Raw genomic sequence first — 26,387 nt, forward strand, 5'->3', positions numbered from 1 at the left:
CACATTCACACCTACACACGCAGAGGATCAAAATGTCCCACACACCACGTAAAACACTCGGCGTCATCGGCCTGGTAGCCGCAGCCGCACTGGCCGTATCCGCGTGCCAGTCCGAGCCAGAGACCACCGCCCAGTCCCCCGACCAGCAGGTAACCACCGAGTCCGGCGGCGACTCGACCGACGAGCCACTAACGGATACCGCCACCGATTCAGCTTCGGAGCCGACCGCGGAGATCACCGTTCCGGACGGCTACACCCTCACCGAGGTTCCCGACGCAGACCTGTCACTAGCTCTTCCCGCGGACTGGAGCACCGTGGCAGGCGACGCGTCCGACACCTCCCAAGCCGATGCCGTCGCCGAAATCGCGAATGTAACCGGCTGGGACGAGGAGCAGGTGATCGACTCCTTAAGGGGCATGGACCTGTTCAGCATGGATACCAGCGGTGACACCCGGTACAACCCGAATCTCAGCGTGGTGATCTACAACGATCAATACACGCGCCCCACCGAGGATGACATGCACACCCGCCTCGAGCACGACATCACCTCATCGGACCTCACGGCAACCCCCGTCAACTACACCGCGCCCAGCACCGCTAGCGGGCAGGAGGCCGCCGTGCAGACCTACGTCATCACGGGCGAGGACTCCAGCCGCACCGAGGGCGCCTATGTGGCCGTGCCAGCCAACCACGGCGATTCCATGGCCGTGATCACCATCTCCGCCAGTACTGCCGAGCACACGCAGGAGCTGATCGATGCCATCCTCGACTCGATCTGATCCGTGACATTTCAGTGCCAGGTTCGTTATCGTTGGGGTGGGGTCTGCACGACCCCACCCCAACAACGCGATGAGACACCGAAGGCCCGTCATCCCTGACACACCTGGATTGGAGCCCCATGCCCCGCACGTCCCGCCGCAGTGCCCTCACCTCCGCCCTGGTCCTGGCCGTCTCCGTTTCCGCGACGGTATCTGCATCCGCGCTCCTTACGGCCTGCTCCCCGGGCACCGAGTCGTCCCCCCAGCCGGTCACGCCCGAGGGCTACACCCTCACCGAGGTTCCAACCCTGGGCCTGTCCCTGGCGGTGCCAGCCGACTGGACCACCTTGACCAGTGACGGGCTGGACGACGATGACCTGGTGCGCACCGTCGCGGAGGCACTTAAGCAGGATGTGGACTCACTGCGTGAGCAGGCTGCGACCTTCCACCTGATCAGCGTGGATGCGGACGCCGTCGGCTTCGCGGAGAACCTGGTGGTCTCCCAATACGAGCTCGAGGGCGGACTGCCGCCCGAGGAGGAGCTCGCGGAGATCACCGAAGGCGATCAGGTCAACTCCAGCGACTACGTGCGGAGGACCACCGGCTCCGGAGCCGACGCCGCCCTGTACACGGCCTCCGGCGTCCTCGGCGGGTCCAGGCAGGACTTCCACATCGCCTTCATGGCCATCATGACGGGCGCCATAGCAAGCGCCACCACCTCCGCCGCCTCCCCAGCAGGCGGCGCCACCGCTTCCAGCCCAGCCGATTCAGTCACCTTTGTCCTGATCAAGGCGACTTCCACCGACCGCGCCCAGGAGCTGGCCGACGTCGTCCTGGAGTCCATCTGACTCGGATTGCGCTGGCACTTGTTCCGCAGTCATCCAGCCGATAGCGCTCCTGACGCTCACAAGCCCGCTGGCTCACAACTCCCGCTCTTGTAGTTGCCGACCACTGTCCACCACACGCTTGACGCCCAAGCCACCCAACCGGAAAGGACCCACCCATGACCCGTTCCACCCGCTTCCCCCGTCTGGTCCCCCTGGCCGCCACCGGCCTGACCGCCGTCGCCCTGAGCCTGTCGCTTGCCGCCTGCTCTTCCTCCGACTCAGGCTCCGCCGACCCGGCAAGCACCGAGTCCAGTCAGTCCGTCACCATCGAGTCCTCCGCCGACGCCGCGCAGGCCCCGGACGGCGCAGCAGTCCCGGAGGGCTTCACGCTGGTCGAGGTGCCGGAGTACGGCATCTCGGTGGCCGTCCCCTCCGACTGGGAGACCCTTACCTCCGCCAATGCCTCTGATACAGAACTGGTGGCACGCGTCGCCAAGGCGAGGGACATGTCCGAGGACGAGGTGATCGCCGATCTGGAGGACCGGCCACTTTTGAGCATCGACACCGCCGCCGAGGGCGATTTCGCGCCCTACCTGGTGCTGAGCCGAATCGACGATGACGGCCCCCTGCCGTCCGAGGACAAGATGCAGTCGCTGGCGGAGCTCAACGCGGCTGAGACTTCTGAGCTGGAGCAGACCACCTCCGGCAGTGGCGCCGACGCGTCCCTGTTCACCATGAACGCCTCTGATGACGGCGTGCAGTACAACTTCTCGGCGGTCAGTGTTTCTGAAGGCGATGACGCCTACATCACGACCGTGGTCGTCTCCGATTCCGCGCAGCAGGCCCAGGAGGTCTCCGAGGCCGTACTCGCCTCCCTCTAAACCGCGCGTGCAATACTGCACGGAAGGGATGCCGCCCGGCTTCCCGTTGGTCGACGAAAGGACTCACTATGGCACTCGATGACCTGAAGAAGAAGGCCGAGGGCGTCGTCAGCTCAGACAAGGTCGAGGAGGTCTCCGACAAGGTGCTCGACACGGCTGCGGATGCCGCCAAGAAGGTCACCGGGGGCAAGTTCGACTCCCAGATCGACTCCGCTCGCGACGCCGCCGACAAGGCCATCGGCAACGACTGATGCACGCAGTGGCATCCTCAGGCACCAGCCGGCCGTAGAGTCGGTCAGGTGACTACCGCGCCCGCATCCCCTCCGTCCAGCCTTGAGCCCGTCCCCGACTGGCTCGACGAGATCGAGGGGGCGCGGGCGCTCGCATGGGTGGCGCAGCGTAATGCCGCCACCCGCGCCGCCTTCGACGGCGCCCCGGGGTTCTCCGAGCTGCGCTGCGACCTTGAGACGATCCTGGACTCCCCCGACCGGATTCCCCGGGTAGGTGAGGCGGCTGGTGCGCTGTACAACCTCTGGACCGACGCCGCCCACCCGCGGGGGCTGTGGCGGCGCACCACCTGGGCGTCCTACCGGGACGGCGCTCCCGCTGCGGGAGCGGCGGGCTCCACCGACTGGGACGTGCTGCTGGACCTCGATGCGCTCGGCGAGGCTGAGGGAACCACCTGGGTGTGGCACGGGGCGTCTGTGCTGCGCACCGGTCCGCTAGCCGGGCGGCGCGCCCTGGTGACGCTTTCCGACGGCGGTTCCGACGCCGACGTTACCCGCGAGTTCGACCTGGACACACGCAGTTTCGTGCCCGTGGACCCGGTAACCGGCGGAGGCTTCCACCGAGAGGCGTCCAAGGGCTTCCTGACCTGGGCCGATGAGGTCGGCGACGCGGCGCTCCTGGCTACGGACTTCGGCGTCGGCTCCCTGTCGCCGGCCGGCTACCCGCGGCAGGTTCGGCGTCTGCGCCGCGGGCAGGACCCCAGCGAGGGCGAGGTGCTGCTCACCGCGGCTGCGGCGGACAACGGCGCCTGGGCGTACCGAGACTTCTGGGGACGCACCTGGCTGCTGACTCATCCTGACTTCTACACCGAGGAGCTGTGGCTGCTGCCCGACGGCGCCCCGGTTTTCCCGGCCGCAGACGCCGAGCGCCTGCTGACCGCCGTCGACACGGCGGTGGCACCGGGTGCCTTGCACGTGGATGTACCCGCCTCGGCGGCGGTGACTCCGGCCTGGGACCTGCTGCTGATCGAGTTGCGGGAGGACTGGCAGGCCGAAGCGGGCTGCACCTATCCGGCCGGCTCGCTTCTGACCGCCCCCATCGACGCCTTCCTGGACGGCTCCCGGGAACTGACGGTGCTGTTCACCCCGACCCCGGCGACCTCGCTGTCGGGCTTCACCATCACCGCTCACCACTTGGTACTTGAGCTCCTGGACGATTGTGTTACCGCACTGGAGGTGCTCACTCCGGCAGGACCAGACGGGGTCGGCCCCTGGTCACGGCGCCGCCCCGGCCTGGGGGCACTCGCCGATGGCGCTGTGCGCGCCGCACCGGACAGCCTGGGGTCAGCCGCGTCCTCACCCACGGGCTCACCCGCCCGCGCGGATGGGCGTGAGCCCCGCCCGGACGCGGCAGCTACTTCGGCGGACCCGACGCTGCTGCGGCCGGGGCGGGCACTGCTGCAGGTGTCCGCGAGCGCCGTCGACCCCCTGGAGGGGGACCGGCTGTGGCTGAGCAGTTCTTCCTTCACCCGTCCCACCACGCTTGCGGTCGGGGAACTGGGCACGGACGGCGAACTGGGCGGCGTCGAGGTGCTGCGGTCCGCACCCGAGCGCTTCGACGCCGGCGGCGTCCTCGTCAGCCAGCACGTGGCGGTCTCGGAAGACGGCACCCGCGTGCCGTACTTCCAGATCGGTCGGCCCCGGCTCGACGACGCCGGTCAGCCGCTGCCCTCCCCGACGCTCCTGTACGGCTACGGCGGCTTTGAGGTCTCGCTCGGCATCAGCTACCTGCCGGTGACCGGCCGGGCCTGGCTGGAGCGCGGCGGCACCTACGTGGTGGCGAACATCCGCGGCGGCGGCGAGTATGGGCCGGCCTGGCACCGGGCGGGACTGAGGCAGAACCGGCACCGGGTCTACGAGGACTTCGCGGCCGTGGCACAGGCTCTGGTGGAGCGGGGCGTTACCACGCCGGAGCAGCTGGCGGTGCACGGCGGTTCCAATGGCGGGCTGCTAGTGGGGGTCATGCTCACCCGCTACCCGCAGCTAGTGGGCGCGGTGGTGTGCGAGGTGCCCCTGCTGGACATGCGTCGCTACCACCGGCTGCTGGCGGGCGCCTCATGGGAGGCGGAGTACGGGAATCCGGATGACCCGGCGCAGTGGGAGTTTATCCGCGAGTTCTCACCGTTCCACCTGCTTCAGCCGGGGCGCACCTACCCGCCGGTGCTGCTGGTGACCTCCACCCGGGACGACAGGGTGCACCCCGCGCATGCGCGCACCATGGCGTACCGCATGCTGGAGCTGGGGCAGGACGTCACCTTTTTCGAGAACAGCGAGGGCGGGCACGGCCGTGCGTCTACCAGCGCCCAGCGGGCATACATGTACGCCCTGGAGCACGAGTTCGCCTGGCGGGCGCTGACACGCAGCAGGTCAACCAGCTCCTGAAGCTCACCCCGCGGCCCGCAGGAGTCCAGTGGGAGCCAGCCGCGAGCGTGAGCGGGCTCGCTAGCGTGCGTGAGCATGAGCTGGCTCACCCGCGTGCTTGCGTGCGGGGTCGAGTGTGCGGAGTCGAGCGCGCGCGGGGGCGCTTGCTACGTCGGTTAGACGTTAACAACGCTACTTAACGGCCTGCTGTATACCTCAGAGCCCTTCAGCAGGCCGTTAACAGGCGTTGTTAACCCCGAAGTGGCGTTGCAAACGGTGAGGTGGCGTTGTAGACGGTGAGGCGGCGCAGCAGATGACCCCGCTTCCGGGCACGGGAATACCGGACCCTTCCTGCATGTGGGCGTGATGGGGCGGTGGTGTGCGCCCAGGCATCCGCAGGGGGTAGGGCGGGTTGAATGCGACCGCGCTGCCGACATCGGGGGGCGCCCACGCACCCGCAAGGGGTAGGGCGTACGAGTGCGCCCCAAAGGCCGTCGGCAACCCCGAGGTCCGGCCTGAAAGCGCATGATCCCAATGCTCTGCCGACAACACTGGAGCGGTCTGGCCGCTCGCGGACACGTCCGGCCGCCGCGCATGGGAGCAGGCACCAGCGGCCGCCAGGCGGCCAGGCCCCCGCCCCACCCGCATGAGCACCCACAAGACGCTCGCTAGTCAGGAGGACGACGTGAACGTCTCAGCGGCGGGCACGGACAGCGCCAACCACGGTCACCACCAGTCCCGCCACACCCGCAGCGCCGGCACCTAGGACCAGAAGGGCGGAGACCGGGACACGATCGAGGTTCATGGTCGGACCGACCACCAGTCCCGTAGTGCCCGCGGGGCAGGAGACGCGGTACACGCCGCCAGCGTCGGCCTTGAAGGTGGCATAGGGCACCCCTGGCTCGGGGGTGTCCAGCCCCACCGCGGCACCATCGGGATCGCTGACGCTGCAACCGGAAGTAGCGGTCGCAGAAGTGCCGTACAGGCCCGCCGTCGTGCCGGCCGACAGATAGACCCGCCCGTCCTCACCCAGGGGCGCTCCCCGGCTGAGGGAACCATCCACGACCGCCATAACACCGACAGCCAGTAGCAGCGGAGCCACCACCAGCATCAGCACCAGGCCGACGCCGAAGACGCGCCACCGGTGCGGGCGCGGGCGCTCCGGCCCGCCCTCGGTCCCGGATGAGCGGGCCGCATGCTGAACGCCGCCGGGCGCGCCGTGGGAGCGCCGCCAAGTGCTGTTCACAGCGCCCGGCGAGCCTGCCGCACTGGTGCCCGCTGGCCGCACCGGTTCCGCGTCGGCCGGGGGCTCAATGCCCTGCTCACGCAGGTAGGCGGCGAGCTCCTCCGGGCTCAGGCGCTTGCCGTAGCGGGGTTCGCCGTCCTCGGTCTCGTATGCCGCCACCGCTGCTCCCTGGTGCGGCTACGCCGTCAGGCGTCCGTGGAGTCGGCCTTGGAGCCACCGATCTTCGCCGCGATCTCAATGAACAGGCGCAGAATGAGAATGTTCACCGCGACCCGCGGGACGTCGACGAGGAGTTTCAGCAGGAAGTCACCGAAGTTGAAGTAGGTGCTGCCGTCGTAGTTGGAGTGGTAGTAGGTGTCGTCGAATGCGCCGAAGACCCACGCCACCACATACAGGACGAATCCGACGGTGAAGATGGTCTTGCCGTACTTGGAGGCGAAGTCGCGAGCACCGTCGAACAGGTTGCTCATGAAGGACTCCGAGGACGCCGTCGGGGCCTGCGCGTAGGGGGCGCCGTTGTAGGGAGCCTGCTGGAACTGGCCGGGCTGCGCGGCCTGCGCCGGCTGGTACTGAGCCGGCTGCTGCGCCTGCTGGGGATACTGCTGCGGATTGTAGCTGCCCGGGGCGGAGCCTGCCGACGGCGGGATGTAAGGCTGTCCTGGGTTGGGGGGCTGGGTCATAACGCGTAATCCTTCACTATCTGATGCAGTAGCAATGTCAGCCTACCGCCCGCAACCGCCAGGATCACGAGTTGAGGGGCGTCTCACCTGCGATAACGGTCTCCTTCGGGCGGCCTGATGGCGCCCGGATCACCAGGAGCGACGCACCACAATCGCCGTACCCGGACGCGCGGAGGAGGCCCCCGCTGCCGAGGCGGTCGCGGATGCCCGCGTATCCGGGCGGCTGCGGGCGCGGCGCCCCGGCTGGACCGGGACGACCTGCACCTCGCCGTCGGCGGCCGCAGCGAAGACCCGCTCGACGGCTGCCTGGCGGGCGCGCAGAGAGCGGTTCTCGGCCTCCAGCCGCTCCACGCGCCGCTCCAAATCGAGGATCCGGCGTATGCCCTCCAGATTGATGCCCTCCTGGCTCAGCGCCTGCACGCGCCGCAGCCGCTGAACGTCGCGGTGCGAGTAGCGCCGCCCCCGCCCGGAGGCGCGGGCGGGGGTGACCAGGCCCAGGCGGTCGTACTGCCTGAGGGTCTGGGGGTGCATGCCTGCCAGCTCCGCCGCCACGGAGATGACGTAGACGGCCCGCTCGTCGGCATCCTCGGCGAGGAAGTCGACGCCCTGTCCCGTCAGGCGGCGCGCGCTCACCGCGCTGCCTCCTGGGCGAGGCCTGCGCGCGGATCCGCCTCCATGGCCGCGTCGAAGGCCTCCAGGGCGGCCTTGGCCTCCTTGGACAGCTTCTTGGGCACGGCCACCTGCACCGTGACCAGCAGGTCACCGGTCTTCTTGGAGGTGGCGACACCCTTGCCGCGCAGGCGCAGCACGGTGCCGGAGGAGGTACCGGGCTTGATGCGCACGCGGCTGGTCTTGCCGTCCAGGAGGGGCACCTCAACGGTCGCGCCGAGGGCCGCCTCCTTGAGGGTGACGGGCAGGTCCATGCGCAGGTTGGCGGGGTTGACCGGGTCGATGGAGTACACCGGGTGCTTGGCCACCGAGATGGTCACCACCATGTCGCCGTTCTCCCCGCCGTTCGTACCCGGCCGCCCCTTGCCGCGCAGGCGGATCTTCTGGCCGTCGTGCACGCCGGCGGGGATGCGCACGGTAATGGTGCGCCCGTCGGCGGTCAGCTCGGCCAGCGTGCCGGAGACGGCGTCGCACAGGGAGAGCGTGGCGTTGGTGAGCACGTCCGGCCCCTTGACCGGCTGCGGCTGGGAGGAGAACCCGCCGAAGCCGAAGGGGCCACGCGCGCGGCGCCCACCTGCGCCCGCGCCGCCGGCAGCGCCTCCGAACATGCGCAGCAGGTCCTCCAGGTCCTCCTGGGAGGCGCCCCCGGAGGTGGAGTAGCGCACGTTCGGGCCGCCACCGCCGAACATCGAGGAAAAGATGTCCTCGAAGCCCGCGCCTGCGCCGCCGGACCCGGAAGTGAAGCGGGCGCCGCCGCCCGCCATGGAGCGGATGGCGTCGTACTGCTGGCGCTCCTTGGGGTCCGACAGCACGGCATAGGCCTCGCCGATCTCCTTGAACTTCTCCGCCGCGGCGGCATCCCCGGGGTTGCGGTCGGGGTGGTACTTCTTGGCGAGCGCGCGGTAGGCCTTCTTAATGGCGGCGGAGTCGGCGTCCTTGGCGACGCCGAGGACCGCATAGAAGTCCTTGGTCATCCAGTCCTGACTGGCCATGGCTCACCGCCTCCTTTCTGTTCCTGCTTCTCCTGTTATCCGTTATGGGCGCCGCCTCAGGCCGGGTTGGCGACCTGCACACGGGCCGCCCGCACCACGCGCTCACCGAGCTTGTATCCGGGCTGGAGCACCAGTGCGATGCTCGGCTCGCTGACCTCGGCGGACTCGGTGGCCATGAGGGCCTCGTGCAGCTTGGGGTCGAAGACCTCCCCGACCTCGCCGAAGCGCTCCAGTCCGAACTTATCGGCCAGGATCTGCTCCAGCTTGCCGGCGATGGTGCCGAAGGTGCCGGTCAGGTCGCCGTGCTGGCGGGCCAGCTCGATCTCGTCCAGGACCGGGATCAGGGTCTCGACGACGCTCGCCTGCCCCGCCTCACGGTGCCCGGCTGCGCTCTCGCGCGAGCGGCGCACGAAGCCCTGGTACTCCTGCTGCAGGTTGTACAGGTCGGCACGGGCGCGGGCCAGCTCGTCGGCCGCCTGGGCGGCCTGGGAGCGGGCCTGCTCCAGCTCAGAGGCCTGCCCGTCGGCTCCGGCCTGACCCGCGCCGCCCCCGTCCCCCGCCGGGGCGGCGCCGTCCTGGGCCGAGTCACCCAGGTCGACGCCGTCGAAGGCGGACTCGACCGCGTCGGCCAGCGCGGGGTCAATTCCACTGACACCCCCGGCCGCACCGTCCGGGCCGGAGTCCCGGCCCGGACCGGATGCTGAGGAGGCGGGGCCGTCGTCGTCGGGGCGCTTGTCCGGCTCGGTGCTCACTTGGCATCCTCGTCGTCGACGATCTCGGCGTCCACCACGTCGTCGTCCTCGGTGGAGGACTGCGCCTGGGCGGAGGAGTCGGCGCCGGCGGCCTGGGCGGCCTGCTCGGAGGCGTACAGGGCCTGGCCGATCTTCTGGGAGACCTCGTTCAGCTTCTCCTGGGCGGCCTTGACCGGCTCGATGTCGGCGCCCTCCAGGGCCTTCTTCAGCTCGTCGACGGCGGCGGTGACCTCGGAGCTGACGTCCTGCGGCAGCTTGTCCTTGTTCTCCTTCAGGAGCTTGTCGATGGAGTAGGCCTGCTGCTCCGCCATGTTGCGGGTCTCGGCCTCCTCGCGGCGCTTCTTGTCCTCCTCGGCGTGGGCCTCGGCCTCCTTGACCATGCGGTCAATGTCCTCCTTGGGCAGGGCGGAGCCGCCGGAGATGGTCATCGACTGCTCCTTGCCGGTGCCGCGGTCCTTGGCGGACACGTGCACGATGCCGTTGGCGTCGATGTCGAAGGAGACCTCGATCTGCGGGATGCCGCGGGGGGCCGGGGCGATGCCGGTCAGCTCGAAGGTGCCCAGCGGCTTGTTGTCGCGGGCGAACTCGCGCTCGCCCTGGTAGACCTGGATCAGCACCGACGGCTGGTTGTCCTCGGCGGTGGAGAAGACCTCGGAGCGCTGGGTCGGGATGGCCGTGTTGCGCTCGATCAGCTTGGTCATCACGCCGCCCTTGGTCTCGATGCCGAGGCTGAGGGGGGTGACGTCGATCAGCAGCACGTCCTTGCGGTCGCCCTGGATGACGCCGGCCTGCAGGGAGGCGCCGATGGCGACGACCTCATCGGGGTTGACGCCCTTGTTGGGCTCCTTGCCGCCGGTCAGCTCGCGCACGACGTCGGTGACGGCGGGCATGCGGGTGGAGCCGCCGACCAGGACCACGTGGTCGATCTCGGACAGGGAGACGCCGGCGTCCTTGATGACGTTGTGGAAGGGCACCTTGGTGCGCTCGATCAGGTCCGCGGTCATCTCCTCGAACTGGGCGCGGGTCAGGCGCTCGTCGAGGTGGATGGGGCCGGCCTCGCTCATGGACAGGTATTGCAGGTTGATGTCGGTGCTCATCGCGCTGGAGAGTTCCTTCTTGGCCTGCTCGGCGGCGTCCTTGAGGCGCTGCATGGCGATCTTGTCCTTGGACAGGTCCACACCGGACTTGTCCTTGACCTGCTTCACCAGCCAGTTGACGACGCGGGCGTCCCAGTCGTCGCCGCCCAGGCGGTTGTCGCCGTTGGTGGCACGCACCTGGATGGTGGAGAAGCCGTCCTCGTCCTTGCCGACCTCCAGCAGGGAGACGTCGAAGGTGCCGCCGCCCAGGTCGAAGACCAGGATCAGCTCGTCCTCCTTGCCCTTGTCCAGGCCGTAGGCGAGAGCCGCCGCAGTGGGCTCGTTGACGATGCGGTCCACAGTCAGGCCCGCGATGGTGCCGGCCTCCTTGGTGGCCTGGCGCTCGGCGTCGTTGAAGTAGGCGGGGACGGTGATGACGGCGTTGGTGACGCTCTCACCCAGGTAGGCCTCGGCGTCGGCCTTCAGCTTGGCCAGGATGCGGGCGCTGATCTCCTGCGCGGTGTACTTCTTGCCGTCAATGTCGACGGTCCAGTCGGTGCCCATGTGGCGCTTGACGGAGGAGATGGTGCGCTCGACGTTGGTGACCGCCTGGCGCTTGGCGACCTCGCCGACCAGCACCTCGCCGGACTTGGAGAAGGCGACCACGGACGGCGTAGTGCGCCCGCCCTCCGCGTTCGGGATGATGGTGGGCTCCCCGCCCTCGAGGACGGCGATGGCGGAGTTGGTGGTTCCGAGGTCGATACCGACGGCACGTGCCATGGGTGCTCCTTGGTGTCTTGTAGTGTTGAAGTTGAGCGGTATGCACTCAGGATTGCGGTTGAGCGTGGTCTTGTCAACTCCACGCGCCCCAGCCTTGAGTCTGATGCACTCAACCTTGTGGGGGCGGTTCTATTCCAGACCCGCCCTCCGTGACTCGGGTTACTCCGGGCACCTGAATGCGGCCCATATGCCGCCCGACTTCCACCCGAACGCAGCTCAGAGGCCGCCCAGACGCGGCTCGGAGGCGCCCCAGCGCCCGCCCCCTTTCGCCGAGGTCGGTGGACGTTACGTGCCCAGGTCGGTAGAAACTGCTCGGCGCCTCGGACGGACGGCTGGCGCATTGGCGAACGCTGTCCGAAACGATGACAAAGGCCGAATGCGTCGGCTCGTCCCGTACTCGCAGCCGCATGATTCCAACGGCTGCTGAGCCGGGCCGGGGGGCGGCGGGCACGTTTGTCTCCATTTGTGACAGTGCGGGGCCTTCTGGACGGGCACGCCCCCTCCCGACCAGACGCGCAACCTGGGCCACACGGTCCCCGGGCACGCGTACACCAGTCCCGACGTCTTCGACCATCGCCGCGAGGGCACCATCCGCATCGTTGTTCCAACCGGCCGCACCCTCCGGCTGACGATTCGTACCTTCACACGACGGTACGTACCTCCCGGTCAACGATTCGTACTTTCCTGCGACGGTACGTACCTCTAAGTGCCGAACCGTCGCAAGAAAGTACGAATCATCGGAGCAAAGGTACGAACCGTCAGGCCCCGCGCTGGCCTGCGCGCCAAACCCCACCCGTAGAACACTCCCGGCAGCTCAAGCGACACGCGCCCGGCGCGAGCCCCAAGGTCTCGGCGACCTGGGAGATGCTCAGGCCGTTACTGACGGCGCGCGTCGTCGAGTCGGGCCGTCTCCTCGGCCGTCAACCGGGTGCCGACGGCGTGCCAGGCACTGGCCACCTGCTCGGGTCGGGACACCCCGACTACCGGGATGACGGACTGTGCGCGCGAGACCATCCAGGCGAGCACGGCCTGCCCGACGTCCAGTCCGTGCCGCCGCGCCACCTCGTGCAGCGCCTCCAAGGCCCGGTCCCCCGGCACGTAGCCCTCGGGATAGGCGCGGTCAGAACGGGTGTAGGCGCCGGACAGAAGCGGGGAGTACCCCAGTCGAGTGATCCCGTGCTCCTGACACAGGCGGGAGACGTCGTCGTCCAGGAGGACCTGGAGCCCGAACTGCCTATTCACAGGTTCGATGTAGGTGAAGCGTTGCTGGAGCGCCCGGTAGGGGTGGCCGGCAGGAGTCGCGGCCGCCTCGGCCAGGCGCGCCGCGGTGAGGTTCGAGGCCGCGACCGTCCGCACCAGGCCCTCGTCGACGAGTTCGCCCATCACCCCGAGCGTCTCCTCAAGCGGGACCGAGGAGTCGTCGACGTGGCTGTAGAGGATGTCGATTGCCTCCACCCGCAGACGCCGCAGACATTCGTGGACCTGCTCGCGCACCGCCCGCCGAGACAGACCCCACGCATCCTCCAGTCCGGCTCCGGGGGTGCGCGGCCGGGCGCCCACCTTGGTAGCGATGACGATCTGCTCGCGCGCCGCGGAGCCGTGCGCCGCGAGCCAGTCCCCAATCACGTTCTCCGACTCGTCCCCCACTCCCCCGACCCAGAAGGCGTAGTTGTTGGCGGTGTCCCACAGCCGCGCCCCGAGTTCAAAGGCCTCGTCCAGGCAGGCACGAGCACGCTCGACGGGCACCCGGGTCCCGAAATACATGGTGCCCAGAGCCATGGAGGGCACTTCCAGTTCGCCCATGCGGAATGATGTTGATGAAGAAGCAGCCATGACGTCATTAAAGGAGCTGGACCGCGGTCCAGGTCAAGACGCCGCGTCAGGGAATCGCCGCGAGTGCACCAGCCGCTTTCAGCACCGGGCCCAGGGCACTTGACGCCCCCTGGCGCGGCAGGCGTGCAAGCCCGGCCATCCGCTCGGGGATGCGATGCGCATGGCCGCCGCCCGCGGCGTGGGCAATGGCCAGCGCCAGCAGCGGATGGGTATCCAGAGCGCTGTGCCCCAGGTCCGCAACCGGCGCCAGGACTGCGTCGGGCGCCAGCTGAGCGATCCGCTGCGCGACGGGGCGCGGAGTACGCAGATCGCGATCCCCGGAGACGACGACGATCGGGAAGTCATAGTCGGGCGCCGCCTGCCGCAGGTCTACGGGCGTCCCGCGGAAGGCGGGCATCCGGGAGGCGGCCTCCACGAAGAACAGCTGCGGGTCCAGCGGTCCACCGTCTACGGGGAGTCCGTAGCCTAGTTCCCCGTAGGCGATGCCGGAGACGAGGTCGGGCTCCATCAGGAATGCAATCCCCTCACCCTCGACTTCGCCGCGGCCGGCCGCAGCCAGCGCTTTCCACAACCATCCCATACGCCCCTCGCGCCAGGCATCGGCCAGCGTGTGCAGCGTCTGCGGGCCCGCGAACTCATATACGACCTGGACCACGTGCGCGAGCTGGTCGGCCGGCCGGTCCTCGGCCAGCGTCCGAATCTGCGCGGCAACGGCGTGGGTTGCGGCGTCGTCGCCGTCCCACAGGAGACGACGCCGGTAGCCGCGGGCCGCCTTCAGGTCGTCCTCCGGATCGAGTATGGGCGAGTCGAGCACGAGCGCCTCGACCCGCTCGGGGTGCCGCACGGCGAGCAGCTGGGCCAGGTAGGTGCCGTAACTCGACCCGAGGACCGTGACGCTCTCCACGCCCTCGGCGTCGAGTACGGCCGCGAGGTCGTCGGCGGCGGCCACGCCGGTGACGTCGGAGACCAGCAGGTCGGCACCGGTGGTGTCACGCCGTGACATGCCCACGCCGCGGTGCTCGACCATGAGCAGGTCCATGCCGCGCCGTGCCGCCCCGGCCCGCAGTCCCGCATACGGGCTGATTGACGCCAGGCCGGGGCCGCCGGGGATGATCAGCGTCGGACGGGGCGAGGGCGGTCCACTGCGCAGGTAGGCGAGTTCGAACTCGCGCCCGCCCGCGAGCCGCCGCCGTACCGAGGCCCCTTGCCGGGCGAAGATCGTCCGCGAACGCCGCTCCATTGATGCCATGCCCGCACATTACTCGGCAGGACGCCTGCATGGGCCGGACCGAGACCAACCAGCGCGACGACGACGCCTACTACGACACCTACGACGAGGACATCGCCGCTGGCCGCGTGAAGCCGATGCGCACCACCCATCGGGCCAACCCGGGCCGCGTCAGCGATGACGAGTTCGATGCGATCTTCCGAGGACGTCCCAACCCGGGTGAGGCGCACGCGACCGGCGCCGGCCGATCCCCGGCACGGCATGTGCGCTTCAGCCCCGCCACCGACGCGGCCCTCTCCGAATACGTCAAGGCACCTGACACCACGGCGAGCGCGGTAATCCGCGAGGCCGTTGAGCCTGCCTCACCGGCGCCTGAACCCGTGCACGCATCGGCCGTGCGGTTCCAGCCGCGGGGAACGGCAACCCGGGCGGCACATGCATCCCGATTTGGGATTCATCTTGGTATGCTGATGCCGTGAGCACGCAGATCACGGTACGCCTGCCCGACGACGTCGTCGCCTTCCTCAATGACGCCGTCTCCGCGGGAGAGGAGACGAGCCGGGCGGCGCTGGTCACCAAGGCCCTGCAACGGGAGATACGCCGCTGGGCCGCGCTTCGCGACGCCGAATTACTCCGCGGGAAGGGCGCTGCCGACGATCTGGATGAACTGGTCGCCTGGACGGCCAGCAACACCGAATTCGGCGACTGATTCACGGGCACGGAATCATGAGGCAGATCCGACTGGCGCGGCTCGACAAGACCCGCCCCGTCGTCGTACTCACGCGGGCGGCGGCACTCACGGCCATGACCAAGGTGACGGTCGCGCCGATCACCTCCACGATCAAAGGCCTGTCCAGCGAGGTACCCGTGGGTCCCGCCCAGGGGCTCGACCACCCCGGCGCCATCTCACTGGACAACGTACTGACCATTCCGACGGCGTCGCTCGGCCGCGTCGTCGACTATCTCACCGAGGAACAGGAGCACATGCTCGCCCGCGCGATGGTGCTCGCCTTCGACCTGGAGCTGCCGGTGCCCGCCGAGCGGTGATTCGCGACGCCGTTGTCACTCCTCCCCAGCCAGGAGGGCGAGCGTTGATAGCGACCTGTCACAGCCGGACCGATTCGACCGACGCAACCGGGAAGCTCCCGGCGACATCGCGGCACAAAAGTCTGACAAACGATTGCGTGACGTCGGCGGACCGGCGGAGTTAAGCTGCCCAATATAGCGCAGATCACTTCCCCTACCATCTCGACGAGGAGATCCCTATGACGAATCCATCAACCGCAGCCGCGCCCTCCGGCAGGCGCGCCACCCAGGAGGAGATCGACGCCTTCTTCGCGCCGCCCACCAAGGAGGTTGGGCCGCTGTTCATCGTCTCCTACCTGGCCGCCCAGCTCTTCTTCTTCATCGCCCTCATGGGTCCCGCGATCGTGTCGATCCAGAACAAGGCCATGCTCATGTTCCCGCACGACACGGCTGCACAAGCCACTGCAGTCTCCCGGATTGCCGGTCTGGGGCACTGGGCGCGGTCTTCGCCAACGTCATCTTCGGGCAGGTATCCGACCGCACCATGTGGCGCTGGGGCAGGCGCCGCCCCTGGCTGGTGATCGGCATGCTCGGCATGACAGTTGGCCTCGCAATCATGGGACTGACCAACACCGTACCGGCGGTCGCCGTCGGCTGGCTCATCGCCCAGATCGGCGCCAACGCCGCCCTGGCGCCCTTCGTCGCCGTGCTGTCTGACCAGGTGCCTGAGTTCCAGCGCGCCCGTATCAGCTCGATGATCTCCATCGCTCAGAACCTAGCCATCTTGATCGCCACCTATCTGTCTAACGGGCTGAAGGACAACCTCGCGGTGCTGTACATCGCCCCAGCCATCCCGGCGATCCTGGTCATGACCTGGTTCGCCTTCGTCCTACCGGACAAGCAGCTGACCATCAAGCCACCCCGGCTCGACCTGATCGGTCTAATCAAAACCTTCTGGGTGAACCCCATTGCGCACCCCGACTACGCCTTAGCCTGGGCCGGGCGCTTCCTGATCACCCTGTGCTCCTTCTCCTTCACCACCTACCGCCTCATGTACCTGGTCAACCGGGTCGGCCTCACGAGGGATGAAGGACTGAGCGTCCAGGCCACTTCGGTGCTCATTTACACGATCACTCTCATGGCCGCGAGCTTCGTGGGCGGACAGTTGTCAGACCGACTCCACCGCCGCAAGGCCTTCGTCTTCGCCGCCTCCGCGCTGTTTGGCCTCGGCACTTTAATGCTGGCACACACCACCACGGTGTCCGGCTTCTACATGGTGGAGGCCGTCATGGGCCTGGCCTACGGCGTCTACATCTCCGTTGACCTCGCCCTGGTGGTGGACGTCCTGCCCAACCCGGACAACGCCGGCAAGGACCTGGGCGTGTTCAACATCGCCAATGCCCTGCCGCAGTCGCTCGCCCCGTACATGGCACCGTTCTTCCTGGGCATCGGCTCGCCGGAGAAGATGAACTACCCGGCCCTGTGCTACTTCGCCGGCATCTGCGCGATCGTCGGCGGCGTGCTGGCCATCTTCATCAAGAAGGTGAAGTAGGGCATCATCCACGGCTGCCGCCCCGCCGCGGACGGCAGACACTGCGCCCGGTGGCGCCCTCGGCTCAGCAGCCGGGGCGTCACCGGGCGCCTCTGTTCCCCGGCAGGAGTGGACACTCACAGCGCGGCCGCAGGCGGCGCTGGTAGCTTGGCGGCGCTATGACGGCAGCGGACGCCGCGCGGCCGCCGGCACACGGATGGCCACGCAGCGACAGCCCCACGGTTACCGCCACACCGCCGCCGTCGCAGCACCGCCCACGAGTCACCGCACCCTTAGGAGCCCCTTGTCCGCCCCTCCCGGCACCTTGATTAACCGGCTCTCAGGCGTCACCCGCCGCCTACGCCGCCGTTGGGAACTCGGTTACGGCGCCTGGATCCTGGGCGGGCTGGTCTTCGTCACCTGGACGGTCCTGGTTCGCGCCGGTTGCACCGACCGCCTCGACGCCGCCCTGACGGTGCCCGTGCTGCCGCCGCGCTCGGGCCGGGGGCAGGTGCTCGAGGCGGTCTCCCTGCTCACCCACCCGCTGCTGATCTACACGGCCATCGCCGTGGCCGCCGTCGTCGCCTACCAGCAGCGCATGCGGCGCCTGGCCACCGCCCTGGTCACCTCCCTGCTCGGCCTGCCGCTGCAAGTCGGCATCGCCACCTGGATCGACCACGCCCGCCCCTCCTCCGCCTTCGCCGACTCCCTGTCCTACCGCGGCTTCGCCTACCCGGCCGGGCACGCCGTCGCCATGACCGTAGCCGCCTGGGTCCTGGTCACCCTCACCCGGGCCCGACGGCGCCCCACCTCACAAATCCGCCTGTGGCGGGTGGCGGGGATTCTCGCCGTCGCCGTCACCTGCGCAAGCCAGTGGGCCATGGGCCTGCAATCCATCTCCGACCTGATCGGCGGGGTGCTGCTTGGCGCCACCGTCGCCAACCTCGCCCTGAGCGTGGGCGGTACCGAGGAGATCCTGGCGTCATGGGCGCATATCGGCCTGCCGTCCGCCACCGTGGACAAGCGCGCCGCCATCGTCTACAACCCCACCAAGTTCGATGACCTGTCCCTACTGCGTCGGCGCGTGGAGTCCGAGGTGCTGGCCGCCGGCTGGCAGCCCACCCTCTGGCTGGAGACCGCCCCCGACGACGCCGGCCACGAGCAGACCCGCCGCGCCCTGGCCGCCGGCGTCGACCTGGTGCTGGCCGCGGGCGGAGACGGCACCGTGCGCGCCGTATCCAGCGAACTCGCGGGCAGCGGGGTCCCCATGGCGCTGCTACCCACCGGCACCGGCAACCTGCTGGCCCGCAACCTGCAGGTACCGCTCGACACCGACGCCGCACTGCGCCTGGCCCTGTCCGGCACCGCTCGCGCCATAGACGTCGTGCGCTGCACCTGGGACGGCGGCACCGAGCGCTTCGTGGTCATGGCCGGCCTCGGCCTGGACGCCCGCATCATGGCGGACACCAGCGACGACCTGAAGAGGGTGATCCGCTCCGGCGCCTACGTGGTGGCCGCCGTGCAGAACGCCGTACCGCACCCCTTCGCCGTCGACGTGGCGCTCGACGACGCCCCCGGGCACGCGGACGCCCCCGGCACGCCTGCCGAGCACCGGGTGGTCATGGCGCTGTTGGGCAACGTCGGCACGATCACCGGCGGCATGACGATCTTCCCGCAGGCCGTCCCCGACGACGGCCGCGTGGACCTGCTGCTCACCGGCCCCAACCGGATCACCGACTGGGCCAAGGTCGGCGCGGGCCTACTGATCGGCCAGGACGTGGACGGCGTCAGCCACCACCAGGCCCGCCGCCTGACCCTGACCACGCCCGAGCCGGTTCCCTTCGAGCTCGACGGTGACCCCGTGGGCCGCACCCGGAGACTGGTGGCCGAGGTCGAGCCCGGTGCCCTACACGTCGTCGTCCCGCCCGACCCCACTCGCCCCTCGCCGAGACCGGCACAAGTAACGCACCGAGACCGGCACAAGTAACGCCTCCGCGTTTCACGACCCCCGGGTACACTCCACGACCCCAGGACGGTCGTGCAACGTACCCCAAGGTCGTGGACTGCACCCCAAGGTCATGTTTTGCGAAGCCGCAATCCCATACGCGCCCACCACCACCCCATACCGCCAAGGCAGAGGCACTCATCTAGACTGGGGCGATCCGCCGTCGACCACAGGCAGGAGCCCCATGCGTTCACGACTCACCGTCGCACTGGGCCGTACGGCCCGCACCCTGGCCCGTCTACGCGGAGGCGGTTCCGGCGGCACCGCCTTCCCCGGCCTGGTCATGGAGCGCACCGACCCCGGCTTCCTCGCCCGCACCCTGGACCGGCTGCCACACGGGGTGGTGCTGGTCTCCGGCACGAACGGCAAGACCACCACCACCAAGATGGTGGTGCAGCTGCTGCGCGACCAGGGCCTGAAGGTCTTCACCAACCGCACCGGCTCCAACTTCGTGCGCGGCGTGCTGGCAGCCCTGCTCACCGAGGTCGACGCCGCCGGCCACCTGGACGCCGACGTCGCCGTCCTGGAGCTCGACGAGGCCCACGCCGTCCACTTCGTCCGCGCCGTTAAGCCGCGGGCCGCCCTCGTGCTCAACGTCATGCGCGACCAGCTGGACCGCTTCGGCGAGATCGACTACACGGCCTCCCTGCTGCGCAAGGCCGCCCTTGCCACCCGTGACGTGGTGGTGGTCAACGCCGACGACCCGCGCCTGAACAGCGAGCGCTTCCTGGAGGGCGTGTCCGCCCGCACCGCCGCCTTCGGGGTCGGCCCCGCCCTGCGCTCGGTGTTCCTGTCCGACGACGACCTGCGCACCGAGCAGGCTGCCGCCCCCGCCGACGGCGAACCCGACGACGGCGGCGTGCCCGAGTCCGCCTCCGCGCCCGGGACGCTCGCCGACGACGCAGCCGAGCCCGCTGCTGACCAGGATGCCCCCGGCTCCCCCTGCCCGGCCCCGCGCGTGCGCCTGCTGGCGCTGGCGGGCAACGAGGCCACCATCGAGGTTGACGGCACCGCGCACCGGGTCGCCTTCGCCATCCCGGGCATCCACAACGTCCTCAACGCCTGCGCCGCCCTCGCCCTGGTGCTCGAGGTGCTCGGGGACCGGGCCGACCTGCCCCGCCTGCTGACGACCCTGTCCGAGATCCGCCCCGCCTTCGGCCGCGGCGAGGTCATCACCCTGGACGGTCGCCCGGTGCAGCTCTCGCTGGTGAAGAACCCGGCCGGCTTCCGCATGAGCCTGCTCTCCGCACCCACCGCCCGGGCCGACGCCACCAGTCGGACGGATACCGTGGACGCCGGCCCCGGCAGCCCGTCCTCCCCCACGTCCGCCGACGAGCTGATCATGATCGCCATCAACGACGAGTACGCCGACGGCCGTGACATGTCCTGGCTGTGGGACGTGGACTTCACCTCCCTCAAGCGGGCGGGCGTCGCCGTCGTCACGGGCGTGCGTGCATGGGACATGGCGCTGCGGCTGCGCTACGACGAGGTACCCGCAGGCGTCGTCGAACCGGATCTGGCGGCCGCCCTGGATGCCCTGCGTGAGCGGGCCGCCGCGGAGGACCGCCCCATGCGCGTGTACACCAGCTACACCGCCATGCTGGCGCTGCGCGCCCGCCTCGGGCAGCTGACCGAAGTCGAGGAGGTCATGAAGTGAGCACCGCCCCCACCACCTACCACCATGGCGGCGACGGCCCCGCCCGCGGCCGCATCCGCGTGCTGCAGCTGTACCCGCGGGATATGAACATCTACGGCGACTGGGGGAACCTGCTCACCCTGGCCCGCCGCGGTCAGTGGCACGGCTACGACGTCGAGCGCTTCGCATACAACCCCGGTGACGAGCTGCCGCAGGAGGTGGACCTGGTGCTGGGCGGCGGCGGCCAGGACTCCGGGCAGGAGCGCATCAAGGAGGACCTGGTCCAGATCGGCCCGCGCCTGCGTCAATGGGCGGACGACGGCGTACCCATGCTGGTCATCTGCGGCCTGTACCAGCTGTTCGGGCATCGCTTCGTCACCGGTGAGGGCTCCGAAATCCCCGGGATCGGGCTGCTGGATGCGCAGACGGTGGCCGGGCCGGGGCGGCTGATCGGCAACATCGTGCTGGACTCCCCCGAATTCGGCCGGGTGGTCGGCTATGAGAACCACTCCGGGCTGACCACGCTCGGCCCCCGCGCCGAACCCCTGGGCACGGTACGCTCCGGCGCCGGCAACAACGGCAAGGACGGCGCGGAGGGCGCCCGGTTCAAGCACGTGATCGGAACCTACCTGCACGGTCCGCTCCTGCCGAAGAACCCCGCGGTGGCCGACTGGCTGCTGCAGCGCGCGGTGGAACTGCGCGGTGGCACCTGGGATCCGCTGCCCATCGACGACGCCGACGCCCGCCGCGCCAGCAACGTCGCCGCCGCCCGGCCGAGGTGACGTGCCGTGGCCACACCTGAGTTCATTATCGAGCTGCGCAAGAAGATCGGGCACGAGCAGCTGTGGCTGCCCGGCGTCAGCGTGGTGGTGGTGGCCCCGGATGGGCGGCTGCTGCTGGGGCGGCGCTCCGACAACGGCGCCTGGGCGGTGGTCTCCGGCATCCCCGAGCCCGGCGAGCAGCCCGCTGCCGCGGCCCGGCGCGAGTGCCTGGAGGAGACCGGCGTCGACCCCGATATCGTCGGGGTGGCCGGGGTGGCCACCGGGGAGCCGCATGTGTTTGCCAACGGCGACCGCTGCGTGTTCATGGACGTCACCTTCGTCGCCCGGGCGGATGCCGCGGCGGTGGCCGGGGCGCATGTGGCCGACGAGGAGTCGACGGCGGTGGGCTGGTTCGCGCCGGACGCGCTGCCGACCCCGCTGGTCGCCTCCACCCCGGGGCGGATCGACGCCGCCCTGGCGTGGCTGGCCGACCCGTCCGCGGGTGCACGCTTTCAGTGACGGGCGCTGCGGCGCACCCACCGGAGCATCAGATATGGCGCTGCCCACATTAATTTCCGCTGATGCTTACCGCAGCCTATCTTTATCCCGGCGGGTGGGCGCCAGTGCCTGCTCGACACCTAACTGACCCGCACCGTGAGCGTCACCAGGACCAAGGAGTCAGACATGGCCGCACCTACCACGGCCAGCACAACATCATCTCGGCCCGCCGCCGTCCCCCTGGCCACCCTGCCTCGCGGCACGCGCGCCCGCATCACCGCCGTATCCGCCGATCGCGGGGAAGCACTGTCCCGGCGCCTGGCCGACCTCGGCTTCGAGCCCGGACGCATGATCGAGGTGGGCCGCCGCGCACCGCTGGGCGATCCGACCGTCTACCACGTGGCGGACTATGAGATCAGCCTGCGCCACCAGGACGCCGCCCTGGTATCCGTTGCGGTTGTGGCACCCGCCCGGGCAGCATCCGCCTCACCTGACTCGGCCCCGCCGGTGGCCGCCGTACCGGAGGCCGCAGTATGAGCACCACCGTCCAGACCGGCACCGCCGCGGGCAGGACGACGATCGCCGTCGGCGCCCCCGCAGAAATGCCCGCCTGCCACGAGCCCTCCTGCCACGACGGCTGCACCGCCCACGGTTCCGCGTCCTCCGCCCCGGCCAACGCCGCCGCCCGCATTGCCCTGGCGGGCGCCCCCAACGCGGGCAAGACCTCCATCTACAACACGCTCACCGGCCTGCGCGCCAAGACCGGCAACTATCCGGGCGTTACGGTCTCCCGCTCACTGGGCGCCCTGGAGCTCTCCACCGCCGAGACCGGCGCCGACCCGCTCACCCTTGCCCTGGAGGACCTGCCGGGCGCCTACTCGCTGGAGCCCATCAGCCCCGACGAGCGGGTCGTGTACGACGTCCTGACCGGCCACTGCGACGGCGTCGCCCAGCCCGATGCGCTGCTGGTGGTCGTAGACGCCACCACCCTGTCCCGCTCCCTGGGCTTCGTCGCCCAGGCCCTGGCCCTGGGCCTGCCCACCGCCATCGCAGTCACCATGACCGACGAGCTGACCCGCCGCGGCGGCAGGCTCGACGTCGAGGCCCTGGGCGCGGCGCTCGGCGTGCCCGCGGTGCGGGTCATCGGCAACCGGGCCACCGGCATCCCGCAGCTGCGCCGCACACTCGCCTCCTGGCGCGACTGGTCGCGCGCGCCCATCGCGCCTCCGACCAGCGGTCCGGAGCGCACCTCCTGGGTGGAATCGATCCTCGCCGCCGCCGACTACACCGCCCCCGTGCCCGACTCGCGCACCGCCGCCGTCGACCGCGTACTGCTGCACCCGCTGTGGGGCACGCTGGTGTTCTTCGCGGTCATGTTCACCTTCTTCCAGGCGATCTTCACCTGGGCCACCCCCTTCCAGGACGCCATTGAGACCGGCTTCGGGGCCCTGGGCGACGCCGTCCACACCTGGCTGGACGGCCCCGCACCGCTGCTGGCGGGGCTGCTGGCCGACGGCGTGATCGGCGGCGTCGGTGGGGTGCTGGTGTTCCTGCCGCAGATCGCCATCATGTTCCTGCTGATCGCCTTGATGGAGGGCGTGGGCTACATGTCGCGCGCCGCCTTCCTCATGGACCGGGTGATGAGCCGGGCGGGGCTGGAGGGGCGCGCCTTCGTGGCTCTGCTGTCTTCGCTGGCCTGCGCCATCCCCGGCATCATGGCCACGCGCACGCTGCCCAGCGCCAAGGACCGCCTGGCCACCATGCTGGCGGCGCCGCTGATGACCTGCTCGGCGCGCCTGCCCGTCTACATCATCATGATCTCCCTGCTGGTCGGTCCCGAGCAGCGCGTCGGCCCCTTCGGGGCGGCGGGCACGATCATGTTCGGCCTGTACCTGGCCGGGGCGGTGGCCGCCATGCTGGCCGCACGGGTGGTCAAGCGCCTGACCGACCGCGGCGGCGTGCTGTTGCCCTTCTACATGGAGATGCCGCCCTACCGGCTGCCGCGCGCCCGCACGGTGGCCCTGATGGTGTGGGACGCCTGCAAGGGCTTCCTGAAGAAGGCGGGCACCATCATCCTGGCGGCCACCATCCTGGTGTGGGTGGGGCTGAACGTGCCCGCCCGCTCGGAGGCGGAGTTCACCGCCCACTGTGAAGCCAGCGCCGAGTGCGCGGCCATCGCCGCCGCCGTGGCCAACCCCTCCTCCTCCACGGTGCTGGACGACGACGGCGCGGTCGTAACCGACCCCGAGGAGCTGCAGGCGCTGCTGGACGCCCAGCGCACCAGCTACACCATGGACTCCTCGCTAGCCGCTTCCATCGGCAAGGCAATCCAGCCGGTGTTCGAGCCGCTGGGCTTCGACTGGCGGATCAATGTGGCGGTCATGTCCTCCCTGGTGGCCCGGGAGACGGCGGTGGCCACCCTCGGGCAGATCGCCGCCGCCGGGGACCCGGAGGATCCGGGCGCGCAGCTCGCGGCCATGACCTACACCGAGGACACGCTGGTCGCCCACGCCGGCGAGCCCCTGTTCAACCCGGCGACGGTCGCGGCGCTGCTGGCCTTCTTCGTCTTCGCCATGCAGTGCATGGCCACCGCCGGGGCGATCCGCCGCGAGACCGGCACCTGGAAGTGGTCGGCGATCGCCTACGGCTACCTGTTCGTGCTGGCCTGGGTGGCCGGGGCCGCCGCCCACGCCGCGGTGGCCGCCCTGACCTGACCGCCTCCCCCTCCACCACCGAGACCGGCACTTGTGACACGCCGAAACCGGCACATATGACGTCGTCCCACCGAGAGGAGCCGCTATGGGCGTTGTCCCCACGCATCCCGTGGTGACCCCGGACCCGGCGCCTCCGGCCCCGCCCCGCCCCTCACCGAGACCGGTAGAAGTCACGTACTGAGAGCGGTAGAAGTTACATGCCGAGATCGGTTCGGCGGGCGCGGCCATGCCGTGTGCATCCGCCGCACCGCAACTGCCCGGACCCATCCTTTGCCCCTTGTACTCATGACGGTAGCCTGGGTGTCGGAGAGGAGCCTCGAGATGGTTGTAAGGACCGTTCCGATTGTTGATGTTGAGCAGTCGCTCGCGTTGATCGAGAAGGGCCAGCAGCTCGCCGGTCACTTCCCGGATGCCGAAGACATGGGGCGCGCGCGCCGGATCCTGACGGGCGAGCTGTCGCCGGAGGCGGCGCGCGCAGAAGTTCGGGATGCGCTGGCGCGACTTAGCGCGAACGAGTGTGCTACCGGTCGTGGCTGAGGACGACCGTTACACGATCCCTGGTAGCGGAGGAGTACTCCGCAACAAGCTTGGGCTGATCACGCAGACCGGTGTCGATCGGGCGATGAACATCAGCGCCTCGGCGGAGTGGGCGATTTTCCAGCTTGAACCGATCCCTGATCGGCTCGACCTTGATTATCTTCGCTCGATTCATCGGCGTTTCATGAGCCCGGTGCTGGATTGGGCGGGCGAACTGCGGAAGGTAGGAGACGAGGTTGGGGCGGGCGGTACGCCGTTCCAGTACGCACCATCGGAGTTCTACAAGCCGTATCTTGATGCGTTGTTCGGTCGGCTTGCGGAAGAAGACTATCTGGTAGGTCTTCCAGAGAAGGAATTTGCTGACAGGCTCGCGGATCGCTGGGGGACGCTGACATTCTGTCATCCGTTCCGCGACGGCAACACCCGCTCACAGAGTGCCTACATCGACCGACTCGCGACACGTGCGGGTCACCCTATCGATTGGCAGCACGTGAACGTGTCCGAACTGCGCGAGGCGCGTCTGTCAGCAGCGTTCCGCGTTGGTGGTGAGCAGATACTGTCGAACTACCTACAAATGCGGCTCTTGCCGCCATCACGCAGCGCCGCCCTGCGCTTTACGCCGGAGTGAGGCCGTATGCGGGGAGACCAGGGTGCAGCGATCCGGCGAGGCAGGATCGTCCAGCCACACACCAAGCCACCGAAAGGAGCCGCCATGGGCGTCGTCCCCACGCATCCCGTGGTGACCCCGGACCCGGACGTGCTGCGTTGGGTGATCCCCGACGGGCTGCTGGGCTTCTCCGGGTCAGTGGCCCGCGCCCCGCGCCTGCTGCAGGCCCTGCTCGACGACGGCACCCTGGCCGGCATTGAGGCGGTGCCCGGGGCGGTGCTCACGCTCCTCGGCGATGGCCACAGTTGGCAGGCCGACGGCGCCCGGGTGCGCACCGCCCTGGTGGACGCGCTCGGCGTACCCGGGTCATGGGAGCCGGCGGCTGGCGCCGTCGGGGTGGGGCCGGACGAGGCCCTGGAGGCGGCGGCCCGGGAGATCGCGGCCGGGCCGGTGGGGGCGATCGCCGCGGCCCACGGCGGCTCCTTCACCGTGCGGGCGGTAGCCGACGGCGTCGTCGAGGTGGCCCTGGAGGGCGCCTGCCGGGACTGCCCGGCGGCCGTGATCACCATGCATGCGCGCTTCGAGCACCTACTGCGACGCCGCTGCCCGTGGCTGGCGGGCGTGCGCGAGGCGCCGAGGTCCGCAAGCTAGCGGGCTCACCCCGCCAAAACCCGCCAACATGCTCTGCTACGAGCTTTTGCA

At 69.6% G+C, this 26,387-nt stretch carries 27 protein-coding genes; 19 read left to right on the forward strand and 8 right to left on the reverse strand.

Annotation, left to right across the window (positions count from 1 at the left end):
- The first annotated feature begins 32 nt into the window (after nt 1-32).
- From CWT12_RS12650 to CWT12_RS12665, 5 genes are all read left to right on the forward strand, one after another.
- A complete protein-coding gene (locus CWT12_RS12650; RefSeq protein ID WP_161925097.1) occupies nt 33-779 on the forward strand; it encodes a hypothetical protein in 747 nt (248 codons plus the stop codon).
- A gap of 119 nt (nt 780-898) precedes the next feature.
- A complete protein-coding gene (locus tag CWT12_RS12655) occupies nt 899-1,606 on the forward strand; it encodes a hypothetical protein (protein WP_161925098.1) in 708 nt (235 codons plus the stop codon).
- Nucleotides 1,607-1,761: 155 nt separating this feature from the next.
- Complete coding sequence (locus CWT12_RS13535; RefSeq protein WP_202616216.1) at nt 1,762-2,466, forward strand: hypothetical protein; 705 nt, start codon at nt 1,762-1,764, stop codon at nt 2,464-2,466.
- Nucleotides 2,467-2,534: 68 nt separating this feature from the next.
- A complete protein-coding gene (locus CWT12_RS12660) occupies nt 2,535-2,717 on the forward strand; it encodes an antitoxin (RefSeq protein WP_161925099.1) in 183 nt (60 codons plus the stop codon).
- A gap of 48 nt (nt 2,718-2,765) precedes the next feature.
- Complete coding sequence (locus CWT12_RS12665) at nt 2,766-5,135, forward strand: prolyl oligopeptidase family serine peptidase (protein WP_202616217.1); 2,370 nt, start codon at nt 2,766-2,768, stop codon at nt 5,133-5,135.
- 673 nt (nt 5,136-5,808) lie between these two features.
- On the opposite strand, the gene CWT12_RS12670 is transcribed toward CWT12_RS12665, so the two are convergent.
- The 8 genes from CWT12_RS12670 to CWT12_RS12705 form a co-directional block, all read right to left on the reverse strand.
- Entirely contained in the window at nt 5,809-6,519 is a 711-nt protein-coding gene (locus tag CWT12_RS12670; RefSeq protein ID WP_161925100.1) for a hypothetical protein, read from the reverse strand.
- Nucleotides 6,520-6,545: 26 nt separating this feature from the next.
- Entirely contained in the window at nt 6,546-7,040 is a 495-nt protein-coding gene (locus CWT12_RS12675; protein WP_161925101.1) for a hypothetical protein, read from the reverse strand.
- A 129-nt stretch (nt 7,041-7,169) separates the two neighbouring features.
- Nucleotides 7,170-7,673, reverse strand: a complete 504-nt coding sequence (locus CWT12_RS12680) for a heat shock protein transcriptional repressor HspR (protein WP_161925102.1) — start codon at nt 7,671-7,673, stop codon at nt 7,170-7,172.
- Complete coding sequence (locus CWT12_RS12685) at nt 7,670-8,701, reverse strand: DnaJ C-terminal domain-containing protein (protein ID WP_161925103.1); 1,032 nt, start codon at nt 8,699-8,701, stop codon at nt 7,670-7,672. The genes CWT12_RS12680 and CWT12_RS12685 overlap by 4 nt, the downstream gene beginning before the upstream one ends.
- 56 nt (nt 8,702-8,757) lie before the next feature.
- On the reverse strand, nt 8,758-9,333 hold the full coding sequence (gene grpE, locus CWT12_RS12690) for a nucleotide exchange factor GrpE (protein ID WP_257504903.1): 576 nt from the start codon (nt 9,331-9,333) through the stop codon (nt 8,758-8,760).
- A 116-nt stretch (nt 9,334-9,449) separates the two neighbouring features.
- A complete protein-coding gene (gene dnaK / locus CWT12_RS12695) occupies nt 9,450-11,309 on the reverse strand; it encodes a molecular chaperone DnaK (RefSeq protein ID WP_161925104.1) in 1,860 nt (619 codons plus the stop codon).
- An 876-nt stretch (nt 11,310-12,185) separates the two neighbouring features.
- The gene (locus CWT12_RS12700) at nt 12,186-13,112 is read right to left on the reverse strand and encodes an aldo/keto reductase (protein ID WP_161925105.1); all 927 of its coding nucleotides are present in this window, start codon (nt 13,110-13,112) and stop codon (nt 12,186-12,188) included.
- A 76-nt stretch (nt 13,113-13,188) separates the two neighbouring features.
- Entirely contained in the window at nt 13,189-14,391 is a 1,203-nt protein-coding gene (locus CWT12_RS12705) for an alpha/beta fold hydrolase (RefSeq protein ID WP_161925106.1), read from the reverse strand.
- Between the two features lie 29 nt (nt 14,392-14,420).
- Here CWT12_RS12705 and CWT12_RS12710 point away from each other — a divergent pair, with 29 nt between their 5' ends.
- The 14 genes from CWT12_RS12710 (at nt 14,421) to CWT12_RS12770 (ending at nt 26,336) form a co-directional block, all read left to right on the forward strand.
- A complete protein-coding gene (locus CWT12_RS12710; RefSeq protein ID WP_202616218.1) occupies nt 14,421-14,849 on the forward strand; it encodes a hypothetical protein in 429 nt (142 codons plus the stop codon).
- Nucleotides 14,846-15,079, forward strand: a complete 234-nt coding sequence (locus CWT12_RS12715; RefSeq protein WP_161925107.1) for a YlcI/YnfO family protein — start codon at nt 14,846-14,848, stop codon at nt 15,077-15,079. The genes CWT12_RS12710 and CWT12_RS12715 overlap by 4 nt, the downstream gene beginning before the upstream one ends.
- Before the next feature lie 17 nt (nt 15,080-15,096).
- Nucleotides 15,097-15,417: a type II toxin-antitoxin system PemK/MazF family toxin gene (locus CWT12_RS12720; protein ID WP_161925108.1), complete on the forward strand. Its 321-nt coding sequence runs from the start codon at nt 15,097-15,099 to the stop codon at nt 15,415-15,417.
- A 218-nt stretch (nt 15,418-15,635) separates the two neighbouring features.
- On the forward strand, nt 15,636-15,977 hold the full coding sequence (locus CWT12_RS14195) for a hypothetical protein (protein WP_237564202.1): 342 nt from the start codon (nt 15,636-15,638) through the stop codon (nt 15,975-15,977).
- Complete coding sequence (locus tag CWT12_RS12725) at nt 15,941-16,948, forward strand: MFS transporter (RefSeq protein ID WP_237564203.1); 1,008 nt, start codon at nt 15,941-15,943, stop codon at nt 16,946-16,948. Before CWT12_RS14195 ends, CWT12_RS12725 begins: the two co-directional genes overlap by 37 nt.
- Nucleotides 16,949-17,231: 283 nt before the next feature.
- The gene (locus CWT12_RS12730; RefSeq protein ID WP_237564204.1) at nt 17,232-18,914 is read left to right on the forward strand and encodes a bifunctional phosphatase PAP2/diacylglycerol kinase family protein; all 1,683 of its coding nucleotides are present in this window, start codon (nt 17,232-17,234) and stop codon (nt 18,912-18,914) included.
- Nucleotides 18,915-19,116: 202 nt separating this feature from the next.
- Nucleotides 19,117-20,589: a Mur ligase family protein gene (locus tag CWT12_RS12735; protein ID WP_161925110.1), complete on the forward strand. Its 1,473-nt coding sequence runs from the start codon at nt 19,117-19,119 to the stop codon at nt 20,587-20,589.
- A complete protein-coding gene (locus CWT12_RS12740; RefSeq protein WP_272927754.1) occupies nt 20,586-21,350 on the forward strand; it encodes a type 1 glutamine amidotransferase in 765 nt (254 codons plus the stop codon). The genes CWT12_RS12735 and CWT12_RS12740 overlap by 4 nt, the downstream gene beginning before the upstream one ends.
- A gap of 6 nt (nt 21,351-21,356) precedes the next feature.
- The gene (locus tag CWT12_RS12745) at nt 21,357-21,848 is read left to right on the forward strand and encodes an NUDIX hydrolase (RefSeq protein WP_161925111.1); all 492 of its coding nucleotides are present in this window, start codon (nt 21,357-21,359) and stop codon (nt 21,846-21,848) included.
- A gap of 165 nt (nt 21,849-22,013) precedes the next feature.
- Entirely contained in the window at nt 22,014-22,364 is a 351-nt protein-coding gene (locus CWT12_RS12750) for a FeoA family protein (protein WP_161925112.1), read from the forward strand.
- Entirely contained in the window at nt 22,361-24,541 is a 2,181-nt protein-coding gene (gene feoB, locus CWT12_RS12755; protein ID WP_161925113.1) for a ferrous iron transporter B, read from the forward strand. Before CWT12_RS12750 ends, feoB begins: the two co-directional genes overlap by 4 nt.
- Before the next feature lie 321 nt (nt 24,542-24,862).
- Nucleotides 24,863-25,078, forward strand: coding sequence for a hypothetical protein (locus tag CWT12_RS12760; protein ID WP_103061790.1), 216 nt, complete (start codon nt 24,863-24,865; stop codon nt 25,076-25,078).
- Nucleotides 25,071-25,706: a Fic/DOC family protein gene (locus CWT12_RS12765; RefSeq protein WP_161925114.1), complete on the forward strand. Its 636-nt coding sequence runs from the start codon at nt 25,071-25,073 to the stop codon at nt 25,704-25,706. Before CWT12_RS12760 ends, CWT12_RS12765 begins: the two co-directional genes overlap by 8 nt.
- An 84-nt stretch (nt 25,707-25,790) precedes the next feature.
- The gene (locus CWT12_RS12770) at nt 25,791-26,336 is read left to right on the forward strand and encodes a NifU family protein (protein ID WP_161925115.1); all 546 of its coding nucleotides are present in this window, start codon (nt 25,791-25,793) and stop codon (nt 26,334-26,336) included.
- Nucleotides 26,337-26,387: the final 51 nt, after the last annotated feature.

The sequence above is a fragment of the Actinomyces sp. 432 genome (assembly GCF_009930875.1).
Taxonomy (GTDB): domain Bacteria; phylum Actinomycetota; class Actinomycetes; order Actinomycetales; family Actinomycetaceae; genus Actinomyces.